Below are 16,148 nucleotides of genomic sequence, written 5' to 3'. Positions count from 1 at the left end.
GCCCCAGCTCCTCCCCCTCGGGACCCCGCTTCCGCCCGGCCCCCCGAGCCGGGCGGGCGTTCAGTTCTGGTGGGACTGGTAGTGCGCGACCGCGTCGGAGGTGCGGCCGGCACCGTAGACGCGCAGGAACTCGGCGAGTTCGGGCTGGGTCGGGGCGAGGGCGTCCGCGGCCTCGATGATGTCGCTCGCGGCGGCCACCGAGCGCAGCAGCGACTGGATCTCCCGGACCACGCGCTTGACGGTGGGCGCGCCCGAACCGTTCGTCGACTGCGCGGTGTTGCTCAGCACGGAGCCCCCCTGCGACTTCTTGATCTCGTCCATCCGCTCGGTCGCCTCGGCGGCGCTGACGCTGCCGTCCGCCACCTGCGCCGCCAGCTCCTGCAGCTGCTGTACCCGCTGGACCACCGCGGGATTGCCGATCTTCGCCCGCTGCCCGCTCATCAGCTGGGACAGCATCGGAGCGGACAGCCCCAGGACCGCCGCGAGACGGGCCTGATTGAGGCCGAGATCGTCGATCAGCTTACGGAAGAGCGCCCCCAACGGCTCCCCGTACCAGTTCCGCTGCAGCTCCCGCGCTCTGGCGGTGGCTTCCTGCTGTGCGGCGTCCATTGCGTCTCCCCATCGCTTCCCCTGAAAACCGCGGTTCGCTGTAGCGAACCACGCCGAGCATCTTACGGAGCGTGGTCATCCGCGGGGACCCCCAATCTTTTTGCGGGATACGGGGGGTGACCCGGTACTCTGGTCTGCGGCACCGGCGGGCGCACACCCCCTCCGGTCGGCCACACCCTTCCCGGGGCCTTAGCTCAGTTGGTAGAGCGCCGTCTTTGCATGGCGGATGTCAGGGGTTCGACTCCCCTAGGCTCCACTGTCGAGAACCCCCTGACCTGCGGAAACGTCGGTCAGGGGGTTCTTTGGCGTATGAGCGTGCACATGTCCTGTTTTGGGGCCCCGAAGGATGTGTCGGGCCCGTCCCGGAGTGGAATCCCAACAACACGTCGGGGGAAAGGGGGACTTCGCATGGGGCGTGCGGTGCGCTGGGCGGTGGCGGTCGTGGCGGCCGTGGCCGTGTTCGTGCTGTGTGCGTGGCTCGTCAGAGTGGTGCCGTTCGAATGGCTTCCCGCGGACGACGGAGACCGGTGGGGAGTGGCGCTCGGATTCGCCGGGGCGGTCGCCGCCGCCGTCGGCGGGGCGGTCAACTGGTGGGCGGGACAGGGGGATACGTCATCTCCCGGGCGGCGGGTCAGGCAGACGGTCAGGGCCGGCGGGCGGGCCCGGGTGTACCAGGCGGGGCGTGATCTGCGGTCCGGGGACGGCGGGGCGGCGGCCGGCGGCGGGACCGCCGGTGATGTCGTGCAGCGGGCCAGGGTCTCCGGAGACGCGCGGGCCTTCCAGGCCGGCCGGGACCAGGACGTCCGGAGGAGCGGTGGCCGGTAGGAGGAAACCCGGGCGGGGAGACCAGCGCACCCGGGCGTCGGGCAGCGCGAAGGTGCACCAGGCCGGCCGGGACATCGTCTACCACGGGTCCGTCACCTATCAGGACTCCGGATCGCGCGGACGGCACGCGGTGTGGGCCGCCGGGTCCGTCCTGGGGCTGGCGCTGCTGGTGCTGGCGATCTTCTTCCTCACCCGGTCGGATCCGGGGCACGGCGCCTCGGCCTCCGCGTCCCTGTCGGCCCGGGTGTCCCCCACCGCTTCCTGCGACGGCGACGGCTGCCTGGGGGTGGATCCCGCCACCACCGTCTGCCAGAACGACGCGGGCACCCTCCTCACCGGCCGTGACTTCGGAGTCCTGGTCGAGCTGCGCTACAGCCCCCGCTGCCATGCCGCCTGGGCCAAGATGAGCGGCAGCTCGGAGGGCGACTGGATCCAGGTCTTCGGCCGGCACCAGGACCGCGAGGAGTACCGCCAGCAGTACGGCGCCGACGCCCACACCGCGATGGTGGGCGTGCGCGATGCCGGGCAGGCCCGCGCCTGCGCGCTGGTCGCGTCCCGCGGCACGGTGTGCGCCACCACGCCCGCGAGCCCCGGCCCCGGCCACAGCGCTGTTTCGACCGCTTCCCGCGGTCCGGGCGGGCGGTAGCCGGACGGCTGCGGTCGCAGGTCCGGGTGATTGCGGTGATCCTGTCAGAGAAGCGTGGCTTGCTCGCGGCCGCCGTGCGTAGGCGGCCGCGCCGCACAGGAAGGCGACGCCCATGACGTCGATATCCGACAAGTCGGAGCGCGGGCACGGGGGCCCCGGCCGTGAACGCACGCTCGACAGCGCGTCCCGGGCCGCCGGGGCCCTGCTGATGCTCAGCGGGCCGCTCAGCATTCTGATGGGCGCGGCCGGTATCGCGGAGGACAGCCTGTTCGCCACCTCGAACGGGTACGCCTACAACTTTCCCCTGACGGCGTGGGGCATCATCCACCTCGTCATCGGCATGGCGCTCACCGTCGCGGGCCTCGGTGTGCTGGCGGGCGCGAGCTGGGGCCGCGGGGCCGGCGTGGTGACGGCGGGCGTCAGCCTGATCACCCAGTTCATGTTCGTGCCGTTCTACCCGGGCTGGGCGATCCCGGTGATGGCCCTGGACCTGCTGATCCTGTTCGCCCTGACCAGGTCCCACATCGAGGCCGCCCGCTGACTTCCCCGTTTCACGTGAAACGGGCCCGGGGCCGGAGCGCACACGCGCTTCCGGCCCCGGGCCCGTTCCGCGAGAAGCGTTCAGACCTGTCCGTCGCCGTCCGTGGTGGCGGTCCCCTCGGGGCCGCTGCCGTCCACCGAGCCGATGCCACCCGACTCGGGGACCTCCGTCGCGGCCGGTGGCTCGACCAGCCAATCGGGGTTGGCCTGGCGCTCCCACCACTTCCAGGCGGCGAAGGCGCCGCCCGCCACCAGGGCCGTCAGCCCCAGCAGCTTGGCGACCCGGCCGGCCCGGCACCGGCACGCCTTGCGGCGGGCGAGCTTCTGGATGTCCTTCGCGGAGACCTGGCCGCGCAGCGCGGCCAGCGCGGCGGCACCCCGGGCCGCGGCCTCGTCCGCCACCGGCCCGGCCGCGGCCATCGCCTGCTCGATCCGGGGCCGTGAGTACTCGGCCGTCTGCCGGGCGGCCTTGCGGGCGCGACAGGCGGCCTCCTGCGCCGCCAGGTCGACCTTCGGCGGGACATAGGTGCGCCGGGCCTGTTCCAGACGCGGGGCGAGCCGGGCGTCGTACTGCACGCGGGCCTGTTCGGCGGCCTGCGACACCACGGGCGCCAGCCGTACGCGTGCCTCCTGCGCGTAATGCGCGGCACGCTCCTTGGCCGTGTCGGCGTAGGGCGCCACCACGTCCGCGGCGTGCAGCACGCTGTCCTTCGCCGAGCCGGTCGCGGCGCGCACGCTGTCAATGCGGGTCACGGGTTCCTCCTCCTCGGTGGCGTACGGTATTTCGACTTTCCACCCTTTTACGGATCATGCCTGCGAACGGCCCGGGCGGCATGTGCGGGCGCGCATATGGGTGCCGATCGCTCCTTCGGTTGGCCGACTGGCGCCGTGGTGGGCCATACGTGCGAGGATCGGGGCGTCACAGGAAGACAACGGAAGGCAGATCGTGGCTGAGCAGCTTTACGCCACCCTGAAGACCAACCACGGCGACATCGAGGTCCGGCTGTTCCCGAACCACGCGCCCAAGACGGTCCAGAACTTTGTCGAGCTGGCCAAGGGCGAGCGCGAGTGGACTCACCCCGAGTCCGGCAAGAAGAGCAACGACCCGCTCTACGACGGCACGATCTTCCACCGTGTCATCAGCGGTTTCATGATCCAGGGCGGTGACCCGCTGGGCACCGGCATCGGCGGTCCGGGCTACAAGTTCGGGGACGAGTTCCACCCCGACCTGGCCTTCACCAAGCCCTACCTGCTCGCGATGGCGAACGCCGGCCCGGGCACCAACGGCTCGCAGTTCTTCATCACGGTCGCCCCGACGACCTGGCTGACCGGCAAGCACACCATCTTCGGTGAGGTCAGCACGGACGCCGGCAAGAAGGTCGTGGACGAGATCGCGGGCGTGAAGACCGGCCGCAACGACCGTCCGGTCCAGGACGTCGTCATCGAGTCGGTCGTCGTCGAGACCCGCGAGGGCTGAGTCCGCGCCGGGGTCGCTCACCGGGGGACCCGGTTCCCCCGGAACGCCCCACAGGGAACCAATCGCCCCGCTCGTCCGTAAGGATGAGCGGGGCGGGGTATGTGCCGGGTGAGCGCCACGAGGAGCGAGGGGAACATGGACCACGTCGCAAGCAGCGCACCGGACGCCCGGAGCGTGCCCGTGTGCTACCGGCACCCGGACCGCGAGACCGGCGTGCGCTGCACCCGCTGCGAGCGCCCCATCTGCCCCGAGTGCATGGTCAGCGCCTCCGTCGGCTTCCAGTGCCCCGAGTGCGTCCACGGCGGCGGTCCGGCCCCGAGCGGCGGGGGAGGCGGCGGTACGGCGCGTCCGATGGCCGCGGCCCGGCCGCGCACCATCACCGGGGGCACCATGACGGCGGATCCCCGGCTGCTCACCAAGGTGCTGATCGGGATCAACCTCGCGGTGTTCCTGGTGCAGCTCGCCGTCGGCGAGAGCTTCACCCAGCGGTTCGAGCTGATCGGCCGGGCCTACACCCCTCTGCTGCCGGGGATACAGGGCATCGCCGAGGGCCAGTACTTCCGCCTGCTGACCGCCATGTTCCTGCACGGCGGGTACGCCCACATCCTGTTCAACATGCTCAGCCTGTGGTGGATCGGCGGTCCCCTGGAAGCGGCGCTCGGGCGCGCCCGTTATCTCACCCTGTACTTCGTCTCGGGCCTGGCCGGCAGCGCGCTCACCTATCTGATCGCCGCGCCGAACCAGCCGTCGCTCGGCGCCTCCGGGGCGCTCTTCGGCCTCTTCGGCGCCACCGGTGTGCTGATGCGCCGGCTCAACTACGATCTGCGACCGCTCGTCGCCCTGCTGGTCGTCAACCTGATCATCACCTTCACCCCCGGCTTCAACATCGCCTGGGAGGCGCACGTCGGCGGCCTGGTCGCGGGCGTCGTCGCCGGGTACGCGATGGTGCACGCACCACGCCGCAACCGGGCGCTCGTCCAGTACGGCACCTGTGCGCTCGTGCTGGTGGTGGTGGCCGTTCTCACCCTGGTCAGAACGGGTCAGCTCACCTGACGCGGCACAGTTGTCCACAGCGGGTGTCGGATCTTGTGCATACGGTGCGGGATCAGCTGCGACCCTTACCGCTCGGATGAGTTTTCGCAGGTGATGCGGGGTGCGAACGGGTGTGTGGGAGCCGGTACGGCAGTCGTACCGGCGTCAATGCCCGATGAGTTATCCACAGATCGTAGTCTTTTCCCCAGGGGGATGTGGAAATCCTCAGGCCTGTGGATAACTCGGCGGAGAAGCCGTGGGCAGAGCCCCTACTTCCACTGCGTGGAGACACCGAACCCGGCGGCGATGAAGCCGAAGCCGACCACGATGTTCCAGTTGTCCAGCGCGTCGATGGGCAGCGAGCCGTCGGTCACATAGAAGACGACGATCCAGGCCAGACCGATGACGAACATGGCCAGCATGACGGGGGCGACCCAGCCGCTGTTGTTCAGCTTGATCGCCGCGGCCTGCTTCGCCGGCGGCGGCGTGAAGTCGGCCTTCTTGCGGATACGTGACTTCGGCACGAGGGTCTCTCCTGTCGATGCGCTGCGTGGCCGCGCAGGTAACGGGTCGGGCTCGGGGCAGCGTACAAGGGGCCAACATGACGACTCTGTGTGCTCCCCCGGGCGTCCGTTAGCGTAGTGCTTCCGCGGCGCCGAAGGAGATAAGGGTACGTTGAGCAATTCTGCCGACTCCCCCGGTACGGGAGCAATGGGTTCCGGCCCCCGCCGCAGGCCACGGGTGCGCCCGGTGCGGATCCTCACGGCGGCCGTCTTCGCCCTCGCGGGCCTGATCTTCTTCACCAGCTTCGACACCGCCAGGGGCACCGACATCCGCCAGGACGGCTCCCTGCTGAAGCTGTCCGACCTGATCCAGCAGCGCAGCCGCAAGAACAAGGACATGGACGAGTCCAACGCCGCCCTGCGCGACGGCGTGGAGTCCCTGGCCGCGAGCGACGGCGGCAGCACCAAGGCCCAGGACCGGCGGCTCACCGGGCTGGAGAAGAGCGCCGGCACCGAGAAGCTCACCGGCAGGGCGGTCACCGTCACCCTCAACGACGCCCCGCCCAACGCCACCGCCAAGCTCCCCGGCTATCCCCCGCCGCAGCCCGACTACCTGGTCATCCACCAGCAGGACCTGCAAGCCGTGGTGAACGCCCTGTGGCAGGGCGGCGCCAAGGGGATCAAGGTCATGGACCAGCGGCTGATCTCCACCAGCGCGGTGCGCTGCGTCGGCAACACCCTGATCCTCCAGGGCCGGGTCTACTCCCCGCCGTACAAGATCACGGCGATCGGGGACCCGGGGCGGCTCCAGCGGGCGCTCGCGGACAGCAAGGCGATCCAGACCTACATGGTGTACGTCAACGTCTACGGCCTCGGCTGGAAAGTCACCGACGACGGCACCGTCACCCTTCCGGGTTACTCGGGCACCGTGGACCTGCACTACGCGAAGCCCGTGCGGTAGCCGTCGGCCTCGCCGGGCGCGCCCGGACTCCACCGAGCCTGTGGAGTCAGGCGAACCGGAGGCGCCGCGCCGCTAGTCTGGTGACGTACGGCGTGTGTCTGGTGCCGTAGGGACACGGAAGGGACGGCAAGGACGGCATGTACGGCTGGATCTGGCGGCATCTGCCGGGAAACGCGTGGGTGAGGGCGCTGATCTCCGTCCTCCTGGTCCTCGCCGTGGTCTACGTCCTGTTCCAGTACGTCTTCCCGTGGGCCGAACCGCTGCTGCCCTTCAACGATGTGACGGTGGACAACCAGTGAGTGCGCGCATTCTCGTCGTGGACAACTACGACAGCTTCGTCTTCAACCTCGTCCAGTACCTGTACCAGCTGGGCGCCGAGTGCGAGGTGCTGCGCAACGACGAGGTGTCGACCGCGCACGCCCAGGACGGCTTCGACGGCGTCCTCCTCTCGCCCGGTCCCGGCACCCCGGAGCAGGCCGGCGTCTGCGTGGAGATGGTCCGCCACTGCGCGGCCACCGGGGTGCCGGTCTTCGGCGTGTGCCTCGGCATGCAGTCGATGCAGGTGGCGTACGGCGGCGTGGTGGACCGGGCGCCGGAACTGCTGCACGGCAAGACCTCGCCGGTCGAGCACGAGGGCAAGGGCGTCTTCGCCGGGCTGCCCTCGCCGTTCACCGCGACCCGCTACCACTCGCTGGCGGCCGAGCCCGCGACGGTCCCGGCCGAGCTGGAGGTGACCGCCCGCACGCACGACGGCATCATCATGGGCCTGCGCCACCGGGAACTCCCCGTCGAGGGCGTGCAGTTCCACCCGGAGTCGGTGCTCACCGAGCACGGGCACCGGATGCTGGCCAACTGGCTGGAGGAGTGCGGCGACCAGGGTGCCGTGGCGAGGTCGGCGGGGCTCGCCCCGGTGGTGGGCAGGGCCACGGCGTGACCGCCCTGCGCCCCGAGCGCGAGGACGTGGACGGCGGCGGGCGGCCGTACGAGTCCCCCGTCGGTGCGCCCGGCGCGGTCCCCTTCGACGACGAGACGATGGCGCTGCGGATCGCCGACCCGGCGTCCATGAGGGCGCGCAGAGGCCCTCTGGGGCCCTCTGGAGCCCCGTCGGCCCCTTCCGTCACCGGACCGGCCCCCGGCGGTCGTGCGGGCCGCAGGAGGGCGGCCAAGCATCGCGGCGGGCGCCGTGGCGGGAACCGCGAGCCCGCCGCCTCCGGAAGACCGGCGCCGGGGCGGGCGGAGTCCGACCCGGACCGTCCGCCGAGCCGGGTGGAGGCCCGGCGGCGGGCGCGGCAGGCCAGGCCCGGCCCGGCGGTGGTCGCGAGCCGGGTGCTCGGCGAGGTGTTCATCACCACCGGCGTGCTGATGCTGCTGTTCGTCACCTACCAGCTGTGGTGGACCAACGTGCGGGCGCACGCGCAGGCCGGCAGCGAGGCCCACCAGCTCCAGGACGACTGGGCGAACGGCAGGCGCAACCCCGGGGTCTTCTCGCCCGGCCAGGGCTTCGCCATCCTGCACATCCCCAAGCTGGACGTGGTGGCGCCGATCGCGGAGGGCGTCAGCACCACCCGGGTGCTCGACAAGGGCATGGTCGGGCACTACGGCGAGGCGCCGCTGAAGACGGCGATGCCCGACGCGAAGACCGGAAACTTCGGGCTGGCCGCGCACCGCAACACCCATGGCGAGCCGTTCCGGTACATCAACCGGCTCACCCCCGGCGACCCGGTCGTGGTCGAGACCCAGGACACCTACTACGTCTACAAGGTGACGTCGACCCTGCCGGTCACCTCCCCGTCCAACACCAGCGTGCTGGACCCCGTACCCAGGGGCTCGGGCTTCACCAGGCCCGGCCGCTACATCACCCTGACCACCTGTACACCGGAGTTCACCAGCAAGTACCGGCTGATCGTCTGGGGCAAGATGGTCGAGGTTCGCCCCCGCAGCAAGGGCAAGCCGGACGCGCTCCTCGAGTAAGGGCTAGGACACTGTGGCAGCGACCGCCGACGAGAACGAAGCGACCGACGAAACCACTGCCCCGCCCGGACCGGAGCCCGCCGAGCGGCGCCGGCGGCCGGGCAGGATCGCGCAGGCCGTCAGCGTCTTCGGTGAACTGCTCATCACGCTGGGCGTGTTGCTCGGCCTGTTCGTCGTCTACTCGCTGTGGTGGACGAACGTGCTGGCGGACCGCAAGGCCGACAGGCAGGCCGACAAGGTGCGCCAGCACTGGGCGCAGCAGAAGGACTCGGGACCGGGCGCGCTGGACACCAAGGACGGCATCGGCTTCCTGCACGTGCCCGCGATGAAGAACGGCACGGTCCTGGTCGAGAAGGGCACCGGCACCGACGTCCTCAACGGCGGTGTGGCCGGTTACTACACCGACCCGGTCAAGGCCACGCTCCCGACGACCGGCAAGGAGGGCAACTTCGCCCTCGCCGCCCACCGCGACGGACACGGCGCCAAGTTCCACAACATCGACAAGCTGGAGAAGGGCGACCCGATCGTCTTCGAGACCCGGGACGACTGGTACGTCTACAAGGTCTTCGCGATCCTTCCGGAGACCTCGAAGTACGACATCGGCGTGGTCGACCCGGTTCCCGAGGAGTCCGGCAGGAAGAAGCCCGGCCACTACATCACGCTGACCACCTGCACGCCCGTCTACACCTCGCGCTACCGCTACGTCGTCTGGGGCGAACTGGTCCGGGTGCAGAAGGTCGACGGCAAGCGCACCCCGCCCGCGGAACTGCGCTGAACCACCGAGGCGACGAACGGGCCCCCGCCGGAGGAATCCGGCGGGGGCCCGTTCGTCCAGGCGCGCGCGGGGATCAGCCGTGCAGGCCGCCGAAGAAGTTGGCGCCGTTGTCGTTGCCGTTGCCGTTGTTGCCCTGGCCGCCGCCGATGGTGACCACGTCGATGGCCTGGCCCTGGTTCACCTGGGTGCCCGGCGGCGGGTTGGAGCTGACGACGATCGCGTTGTCGTCGCCGCCGTTCTGGACGTTGCCGAGCTGCAGACCCGCCTGCTGGAGCATCTGCTTGACCTGCCCGAGCTTCTTGCCCACGATGCCCGGGACCTGGACCTGGCTGGCCTGCTGGGCCTTGCCGACGTTGATCGCGACGGGCGTGTTCTTGGAGACCTGCTGCCCGGCCGGCGGGTTGGTCGAAAGGACCTTGCCGTTGTCGTCCGGGTTGTCGGTGGGCTGGTCGTTGCAGCTCGGCACCAGGCCCATGCCCTGCAGCTCGGCCTTGGCCTCGTCACAGGACTTGCCGACGACGTCGCTCGGGATGGTCACCTTCTCCTCCGCCTTGGCGACGGTGAGGGTGATCGTGGTGCCCTTCTGCTTGCTGCTGCCGCCCTCGGGGTCCTGAGCGGTGACGACGCCCGGCGTCTGGGTGGACACCTCGTCCTTGCGCTCGACGTTGAAGCCCTTGTCCTTGAGCTGCGTCTCCGCCTGGTCGTACTGGATGCCGCGGACGTCGGGCACGGTCACCTTGGGGGCGCCCGTGGAGATCACCAGGTGGATGGTGGTGTTCTTGTCCACCTGGGTGCCCTTGGCCGGGTCCTGCGAGCACACGAGGCCCTTGGGCTGGCTCTCGCAGGGCTTGCGGTCGGTGACGTCGACCTTCAGATCGACGTTGGCGGCGGTGTCGGCGGCCTGCTTCTCGGTCTCGCCGACGAGATTGGGCGCGGAGAGCTTGCCGTCCGCGCCGTGCCCGCTGAACGCGTACTTGCCGATCAGGATGGCGCCGATCAGCACCAGCACACCGGCGACGATCAGCAGGATCGTGGAGGTGTTCTTCTTCTTCGGCTGCTGGCGGCGCCGGTCGGGGCGGTCGTCGTAGCCGAAGCCGCCGTCGTCCGGGCCCATCGGCGGGAGCATGGTGGTGGCCGCCGCCTGCGCTTCCGGGCGCAGCGCCGCCGTCGCCTGGTCGTCGCCGTAGCCGGCGTAGCCGACCGCGCCCATCGCGGCCGTGGCCCCGACCGGCTGGCCGTCCAGGCACGCCTCGATGTCGGCGCGCATCTCGTCGGCCGACTGGTAGCGGTAGTCGGGGTCCTTGACCAGCGCCTTGAGGACGATCGCGTCCATCTCGGGGGTGATCTCGGGATCGAAGACCGAGGGCGGCTGGGGCTCCTCGCGGACGTGCTGGTAGGCCACGGCCACCGGGGAGTCGCCGACGAAGGGCGGGCGGACGGTCAGCAGCTCGTAGAGGAGGCAGCCCGTGGAGTAGAGGTCGGAACGGGCGTCCACCTGCTCGCCCTTGGCCTGCTCGGGCGAGAGGTACTGGGCCGTGCCGATGACCGCCGCGGTCTGCGTCATCGTCATGCCGGCGTCGCCCATCGCGCGGGCGATGCCGAAGTCCATCACCTTGACCTGACCGTTGCGGGTCAGCATCACGTTGGCCGGCTTGATGTCGCGGTGGACGATGCCGCTGCGGTGCGCGTACTCCAGGCCCTGGAGGATGCCGATGGTCATTTCCATGGCGCGCTCGGGCAGCAGCTTGCGCCCCGAGTGCAGCAGCTCGCGCAGGGTGGAACCGTCGACGTACTCCATCACGATGTACGGGATGGAGACCCCGTCGATGTAGTCCTCGCCCGTGTCGTAGACCGCGACGATCGCAGGATGGTTGAGCGAGGCGGCCGACTGGGCCTCCCGGCGGAACCGGGCCTGGAAGGACGGGTCGCGCGCGAGGTCGGCGCGCAGCGTCTTCACCGCCACGGTGCGGCCGAGCCTGGTGTCATGCGCGAGGTAGACCTCCGCCATGCCACCACGGCCGAGCACCTGGCCCAGCTCGTACCGGCCGCCGAGGCGACGCGGCTCTTCCATAGCTACCTACCAGCCCTCTCCGTCGGTCTCGGCCGACACATCGCTGTGCGCCGAGGCTGCCGTCCGGGCCTACGGTACCCGGCTCCCTTTGTATGACCTGGCCAAGTCCGGAACCCGATATCGGACCGGTATCGCAACGTGCGTCGATGTGAAGGCGCTGTGATGGGGGTCACTTCTTGGAGTTGATGACCGCCTCCATCACGTTCTTCGCGATCGGCGCGGCCAGGCCGCCGCCGGAGATGTCGTCACGGTTGGCCTGGTCGTCCTCGATCACCACGGCCACGGCCACCGGGGAGCTGCCGTCGGGGAGCTTGGCGTAGGAGATGAACCACGCGTACGGGTTGGCGCTGTTGGCCACACCGTGCTGGGCGGTACCGGTCTTGCCGCCGACGACGACGCCGGGGATCTTGGCACTGGTACCGGTGCCCTTGTCGACCACGGTCTCCATCATCGACTGGAGGATCTGCGCGTTCTGCGGCGACAGCGGCCGGCTCATCTCCTGCGGCTTGGTCTTCTCCACCGGGTCGAGGTTGGAGGCCTCCAGCTCGTCCACCATGTACGGCTTCATCAGCTTGCCGTCGTTGGCGACCGCCGAGGCGACCATGGCCATCTGGAGCGGGGTGGCGGCGGTGTTGTACTGGCCGATGGAGGACAGCGCGGTCTGCGAGGTGTTCATGTCCTTGGAGAACACCGAGGCGTTGGAGCGCACCGGGGTGAACTGCTCCGCGTCGAAGCCGAACTTCTTCGCCTCCTCCAGCATCTTGTCATTGCCGAGGTCGGCGCCGATCTTGCCGAAGACGGTGTTGCAGGAGTACTGGAGCGCGACCCGCATGGTGGCGTTCTTGCAGGGCAGGTTGCCCTCGTTGGGCAGCGGCCGCGTGGTGCCCGGCATGATCCAGGGCAGCGGGGAGTCGGTCGGCTGGTCCGCGGAGGTGTACTTGCCGTTCTCCAGCGCCGCCGCGGCGGTGACCACCTTGAAGGTCGAGCCCGGCGGGTAGGTCTCGCGCAACGCCCGGTTGAGCGTCGGGTCGGCCGGGTTGTTCTCCTTCAGCAGCTTGTTCCTGGCCGCGGCGTCCGCGTCGGTGTTGCCCGCGAAGGACGAGGGGTCGTACGACGGGAAGGAGGCCAGCGCCAGGATCTTGCCGGTGGACGGCTCCAGCGCGACGACCGCGCCCTTGCCGCCCTGCTTCTTGAGACCGTCGTACGCGGCCTTCTGCGCGGCGCCGTTGAGGGTGGTGACGACGTTGCCGCCCTGCTTCGGCTTGCCCGTGATCATGTCCAGGGTGTTGCGGAAGAAGAGCCGGTCGTCGTTGCCGGTGAGGATGTCGTCGTCCAGGTTCTCCAGCTGGGTGCCGCCGAAGGCCTGGGAGGAGTAGCCGGTCACCGGGGCCCACATGGGCCCGTCCTTGTAGGTGCGCTTGTATTTGAAGTCGCCGTGCTTGACCTCGGTCGAGCCGGTGATCGGGTTGCCGTCCACGATGATGTCGCCGCGCGGCGCGGCGTACCGCTCGATGGCGACCCGCCGGTTGAGCGTGTCGGTGCGCAGGCTGTCCGCCTTGACGTACTGGAGGTAGTTGTCGCGGACGAGCAGGGCCAGGATCAGCAGACCGCAGAAGATGGCGATCCGGCGCAGGGGCTTGTTCATGACGGGCGGACCACCTGGGTCATCTCGGCGTCGGGGTTGGCTGCGGGGGCGGGCGCCGGGCGGCGGGCGGTGTCGCTGATGCGGATCAGGACGCCGATCAGCGCCCAGTTGGCGATCACGGAGGAACCGCCGTACGCGAGGAACGGCATGGTCATACCGGTGAGCGGGATGAGGCCCATCACACCGCCGGCCACGACGAACACCTGGAGCGCGAAGGCGCCGGACAGGCCGATGGCCAGCAGCTTGCCGAACGGGTCGCGGGCGGCGAGGGCGGTGCGCACGCCGCGTTCCGCGATCAGGCCGTAGATCAGCAGGATCGCCATGATGCCCGCCAGGCCCAGTTCCTCGCCGAAGGTGGCGAGGATGAAGTCGGAGTTGGCGGCGAACTTGATCAGCTCCGAGTGGCCCTGGCCCCAGCCGGTGCCGAGGGTGCCGCCGGAACCGAAGGCCCACAGCGCCTGCATGGCCTGCTCGGAGTGGCCGCCGACGCCCTGCTGGGAGAGCTTGTACTCCTTCAGCGGGTCGAGCCAGGCCTGCACACGCATCTTCACGTGGGGCTCGAAGCTCGCCACGCCGACCGCGCCGGCCCCGGACATCAGCAGACCGAAGACGATCCAGCTGGTCCGCTCGGTGGCGACGTACAGCATGATCACGAACATGCCGAAGAACAGCAGCGACGTACCGAGGTCGGTCTCGAAGACCAGGATCAGGATGGACATCGCCCAGACCACGAGGATCGGGCCGAGGTCGCGGCCGCGGGGCAGGTAGAGGCCCATGAAGCGGCGGCTGGCGAGGGCCAGCGCGTCCCGCTTCACCATCAGGTAGCCGGCGAAGAAGATCGCCAGCACGATCTTCGCGAACTCGCCGGGCTGGATGGTGAAGCCGCCGACCGAGATCCAGATCTTGGCGCCGTAGACGTTCAGACCGAGGCCCGGGACCAGCGGGAGCAGCAGCAGGAGCAGCGCCGCCACCATGGAGATGTAGGTGTAGCGCTGGAACGCGCGGTGGTCCTTGAGGAAGTACAGGACGGCCACGAACAGGGCGATGCCCATGGCTGTGTACATGAGCTGGTTGGTCGCCTTGCCGCCCGCGACGTGGATCTGCTGGAGCGCCTTGGACTGGTCGAGCCGCCAGATGCAGACCAGACCGAGCCCGTTGAGCAGGGTGGCCAGCGGCAGCAGCAGCGGGTCGGCGTACGGCGCGAACTTCCGTACGACGAGATGGGCCACGCCGGCCAGCAGGCCGAGGCCCAGGCCGTAGCTCAGCAGCCCGGCGGGCACCTGGTTGTCGATGGCCAGGCCCACGTTGGCGTAGGCGAACACCGGGATGAGCACCGCGAAGATCAGCAGGGCCAGCTCGGTGTTGCGGCGGCTCGGCGCGCCGATCGCGCCGATGGTGGACGTGTGGTGCGTCGGCGAGTTAGTCGTACTGCTCATCGTGTGACAGGGCCTCTCACGGCTTGCCTACTGCTTACCGCACAGCGAGACGACCTTCTGCTCATCCTCCGAGAGGGTGGGGCCGGGGCTGGGGGTCGCGGACGGGGTCGTGGTCGAAGACTTCGAGGATCCCGGGGCTGCCGGGGAGGTCGCGGTCGCCTTCGGGTTCGTGGTCGCGGTCGTCCGGGTGAAGGCGGCACGGCTCACGGTGCCCGTACCGGTCCCGGCGCCGCCGGCGGTCTTGCCCGTGTGCGGCTTGCCCGGCTGGGTGCGCTCGGCATCCTGCCGCTCGGACTCCTTCTTGCAGGCGGAGGCCTGCACGGACAGCTCCTGGATCTTCGACTGGGCGTCCTTGAGGCCGCCCTCGGCGATCGTCGCCTTCACCTGCTTCTGCTGGTACGACGGCAGGTACTTGAGTTCGATCTCCGGGTGGTCCTTCTCGATCTTCGACAGCGACACCCAGGCCAGGTCCTGGCTGATCCCGCGGTACAGCGCGACGTGCTCCTCGTTGGCGCCGACGTAGTACTGCGTCTGCGTCCAGCGGTAGCCGCCGTACAGTCCGCCGCCGACGACCGCGAGGGCCAGGGCGCTGTAGAGCGATGCCTTCAGCCATCTGCGGCCTTTGCGGGGCTTGGTGAAGTCGCCGTCGGCGTACTCGTCGAAGCTGCCCGACGGGGCGTAGCCGGCGCTGTCGCCGGAGCCGGGCGGGCCGAACTCGCCGCCGCCGTGGCCCTGCCTGCCGAGGTGGGAGGCGCGCCCGGCCGGGGTCTGCATGATGCCGTTGTCGTGCAGGTGGAGCTGGTTCTCGGCGACCGCGCCGACCACGACCGGCTGGTCGGACAGCTGGCCCGCGAGGGTGTCGCCGGTGTCCAGGTCGAGGACGTCGGCCACGATCACGGTGATGTTGTCCGGGCCGCCGCCGCGCAGCGCGAGCTGGATCAGCTCCTGCACCGTCTCCTGCGGGCCCTGGTAGCTGGCGAGGGTCTCCTCCATCGTCTGGTGGGAGACGACGCCGGACAGGCCGTCGGAGCAGATCAGATAGCGGTCGCCGGCGCGGACCTCGCGGATGGACAGGTCGGGCTCGACGTGGTCGCCGCTGCCGAGGGCGCGCATCAGCAGGGAGCGCTGCGGATGCGTCGTCGCCTCCTCCTCGGTGATCCGGCCCTCGTCCACGAGCCGCTGCACCCAGGTGTGGTCCTGGGTGATCTGCGTGAGCACTCCGTCCCGCAGCAGGTAGGCGCGCGAGTCGCCGACGTGCACCAGACCGAGCCGCTGCCCGGTCCACAGCAGCGCGGTGAGCGTGGTCCCCATGCCCTCCAGCTGGGGGTCCTCCTCGACCATGGAGCGCAGCTGGTCGTTGGCGCGCTGCACGGCCACGCCGAGGGAGGTGAGGATGTCGGAGCCGGGCACGTCGTCGTCGAGCGTGACCAGGCTGGAGATGACCTCGGAGGAGGCGACCTCGCCGGCCGCCTGGCCGCCCATGCCGTCGGCGATCGCCAGCAGGCGGGTGCCGGCGTAACCGGAGTCCTCGTTGCCCTCGCGGATCATGCCCTTGTGCGAACCGGCGGCAAAGCGCAGTGACAGACTCATGCGCACCTCGCCCGTCGGCTCCGAATGCAGCCGGTCGTGTCGAGCCACACTGCCCACCCTCCGGTCG

General features: G+C 70.1%; 17 protein-coding genes and 1 tRNA gene. 11 read left to right on the top strand and 7 right to left on the bottom strand.

All coding sequences use genetic code 11. The annotated features are described in order from the left end of the window. Positions 1-60 precede the first annotated feature (60 nt). Positions 61-609 carry a DNA-binding protein gene (locus tag HZZ00_RS37105; protein ID WP_070028904.1) on the bottom strand — a complete coding sequence of 183 codons (549 nt, stop codon included), beginning with the start codon at positions 607-609 and terminating at the stop codon, positions 61-63. 183 nt (positions 610-792) lie between these two features. Here HZZ00_RS37105 and HZZ00_RS37100 point away from each other — a divergent pair. From HZZ00_RS37100 to HZZ00_RS37085, 4 genes are all read left to right on the top strand, one after another. After that, positions 793-865 (top strand) — tRNA-Ala (locus HZZ00_RS37100). 152 nt (positions 866-1,017) lie between these two features. Continuing rightward, positions 1,018-1,434 carry a hypothetical protein gene (locus tag HZZ00_RS37095; protein ID WP_180330354.1) on the top strand — a complete coding sequence of 139 codons (417 nt, stop codon included), beginning with the start codon at positions 1,018-1,020 and terminating at the stop codon, positions 1,432-1,434. Then, positions 1,424-2,080, top strand: a complete 657-nt coding sequence (locus HZZ00_RS37090) for a DUF2690 domain-containing protein (RefSeq protein ID WP_180330353.1) — start codon at positions 1,424-1,426, stop codon at positions 2,078-2,080. Before HZZ00_RS37095 ends, HZZ00_RS37090 begins: the two co-directional genes overlap by 11 nt. A 112-nt stretch (positions 2,081-2,192) precedes the next feature. Then, the gene (locus tag HZZ00_RS37085; protein ID WP_239697906.1) at positions 2,193-2,621 is read left to right on the top strand and encodes a hypothetical protein; all 429 of its coding nucleotides are present in this window, start codon (positions 2,193-2,195) and stop codon (positions 2,619-2,621) included. Between the two features lie 80 nt (positions 2,622-2,701). Here HZZ00_RS37085 and HZZ00_RS37080 read toward each other — a convergent pair whose 3' ends face one another. Beyond that, positions 2,702-3,373: a DUF5324 family protein gene (locus HZZ00_RS37080; protein WP_180330352.1), complete on the bottom strand. Its 672-nt coding sequence runs from the start codon at positions 3,371-3,373 to the stop codon at positions 2,702-2,704. Positions 3,374-3,566: 193 nt separating this feature from the next. On the opposite strand from HZZ00_RS37080, the gene HZZ00_RS37075 reads away from it, so the two are divergent. Further along, the gene (locus tag HZZ00_RS37075; protein WP_070028912.1) at positions 3,567-4,097 is read left to right on the top strand and encodes a peptidylprolyl isomerase; all 531 of its coding nucleotides are present in this window, start codon (positions 3,567-3,569) and stop codon (positions 4,095-4,097) included. A gap of 135 nt (positions 4,098-4,232) precedes the next feature. After that, complete coding sequence (locus HZZ00_RS37070) at positions 4,233-5,150, top strand: rhomboid family intramembrane serine protease (RefSeq protein ID WP_180330351.1); 918 nt, start codon at positions 4,233-4,235, stop codon at positions 5,148-5,150. 248 nt (positions 5,151-5,398) lie between these two features. On the opposite strand, the gene crgA is transcribed toward HZZ00_RS37070, so the two are convergent. Further along, positions 5,399-5,653 (bottom strand): cell division protein CrgA, encoded by a 255-nt coding sequence (crgA, locus tag HZZ00_RS37065; protein WP_070028916.1) that lies wholly within the window; start codon positions 5,651-5,653, stop codon positions 5,399-5,401. Positions 5,654-5,804: 151 nt separating this feature from the next. Between crgA and HZZ00_RS37060 the strand changes: the two genes are divergently transcribed. The 5 genes from HZZ00_RS37060 (at position 5,805) to HZZ00_RS37040 (ending at position 9,339) form a co-directional block, all read left to right on the top strand. Then, positions 5,805-6,593, top strand: a complete 789-nt coding sequence (locus HZZ00_RS37060) for a DUF881 domain-containing protein (RefSeq protein WP_180330350.1) — start codon at positions 5,805-5,807, stop codon at positions 6,591-6,593. Between the two features lie 137 nt (positions 6,594-6,730). After that, entirely contained in the window at positions 6,731-6,892 is a 162-nt protein-coding gene (locus HZZ00_RS37055) for a hypothetical protein (RefSeq protein ID WP_107409144.1), read from the top strand. After that, the gene (locus HZZ00_RS37050; RefSeq protein WP_070028919.1) at positions 6,889-7,527 is read left to right on the top strand and encodes an aminodeoxychorismate/anthranilate synthase component II; all 639 of its coding nucleotides are present in this window, start codon (positions 6,889-6,891) and stop codon (positions 7,525-7,527) included. The genes HZZ00_RS37055 and HZZ00_RS37050 overlap by 4 nt, the downstream gene beginning before the upstream one ends. Continuing rightward, entirely contained in the window at positions 7,524-8,564 is a 1,041-nt protein-coding gene (locus HZZ00_RS37045; RefSeq protein WP_374028508.1) for a class E sortase, read from the top strand. Before HZZ00_RS37050 ends, HZZ00_RS37045 begins: the two co-directional genes overlap by 4 nt. Positions 8,565-8,577: 13 nt before the next feature. Continuing rightward, positions 8,578-9,339, top strand: a complete 762-nt coding sequence (locus tag HZZ00_RS37040; RefSeq protein WP_180330349.1) for a class E sortase — start codon at positions 8,578-8,580, stop codon at positions 9,337-9,339. 73 nt (positions 9,340-9,412) lie between these two features. On the opposite strand, the gene pknB is transcribed toward HZZ00_RS37040, so the two are convergent. The 4 genes from pknB to HZZ00_RS37020 form a co-directional block, all read right to left on the bottom strand. Continuing rightward, on the bottom strand, positions 9,413-11,410 hold the full coding sequence (gene pknB, locus HZZ00_RS37035; RefSeq protein WP_180330348.1) for a Stk1 family PASTA domain-containing Ser/Thr kinase: 1,998 nt from the start codon (positions 11,408-11,410) through the stop codon (positions 9,413-9,415). A gap of 169 nt (positions 11,411-11,579) precedes the next feature. Further along, positions 11,580-13,055: a penicillin-binding protein 2 gene (locus HZZ00_RS37030; RefSeq protein WP_180330347.1), complete on the bottom strand. Its 1,476-nt coding sequence runs from the start codon at positions 13,053-13,055 to the stop codon at positions 11,580-11,582. Then, the gene (locus HZZ00_RS37025) at positions 13,052-14,491 is read right to left on the bottom strand and encodes an FtsW/RodA/SpoVE family cell cycle protein (RefSeq protein ID WP_180330346.1); all 1,440 of its coding nucleotides are present in this window, start codon (positions 14,489-14,491) and stop codon (positions 13,052-13,054) included. Before HZZ00_RS37025 ends, HZZ00_RS37030 begins: the two co-directional genes overlap by 4 nt. Before the next feature lie 27 nt (positions 14,492-14,518). Further along, the gene (locus HZZ00_RS37020) at positions 14,519-16,081 is read right to left on the bottom strand and encodes a Stp1/IreP family PP2C-type Ser/Thr phosphatase (RefSeq protein WP_180330345.1); all 1,563 of its coding nucleotides are present in this window, start codon (positions 16,079-16,081) and stop codon (positions 14,519-14,521) included. Positions 16,082-16,148 lie beyond the last annotated feature (67 nt).

This window comes from Streptomyces sp. NEAU-sy36 (genome assembly GCF_013423905.1).
Lineage (GTDB): Bacteria > Actinomycetota > Actinomycetes > Streptomycetales > Streptomycetaceae > Streptomyces > Streptomyces misionensis.
The sequence above is the reverse complement of the archived record's forward strand: the minus strand, read 5'-3'. Positions and strand labels throughout refer to the sequence as shown.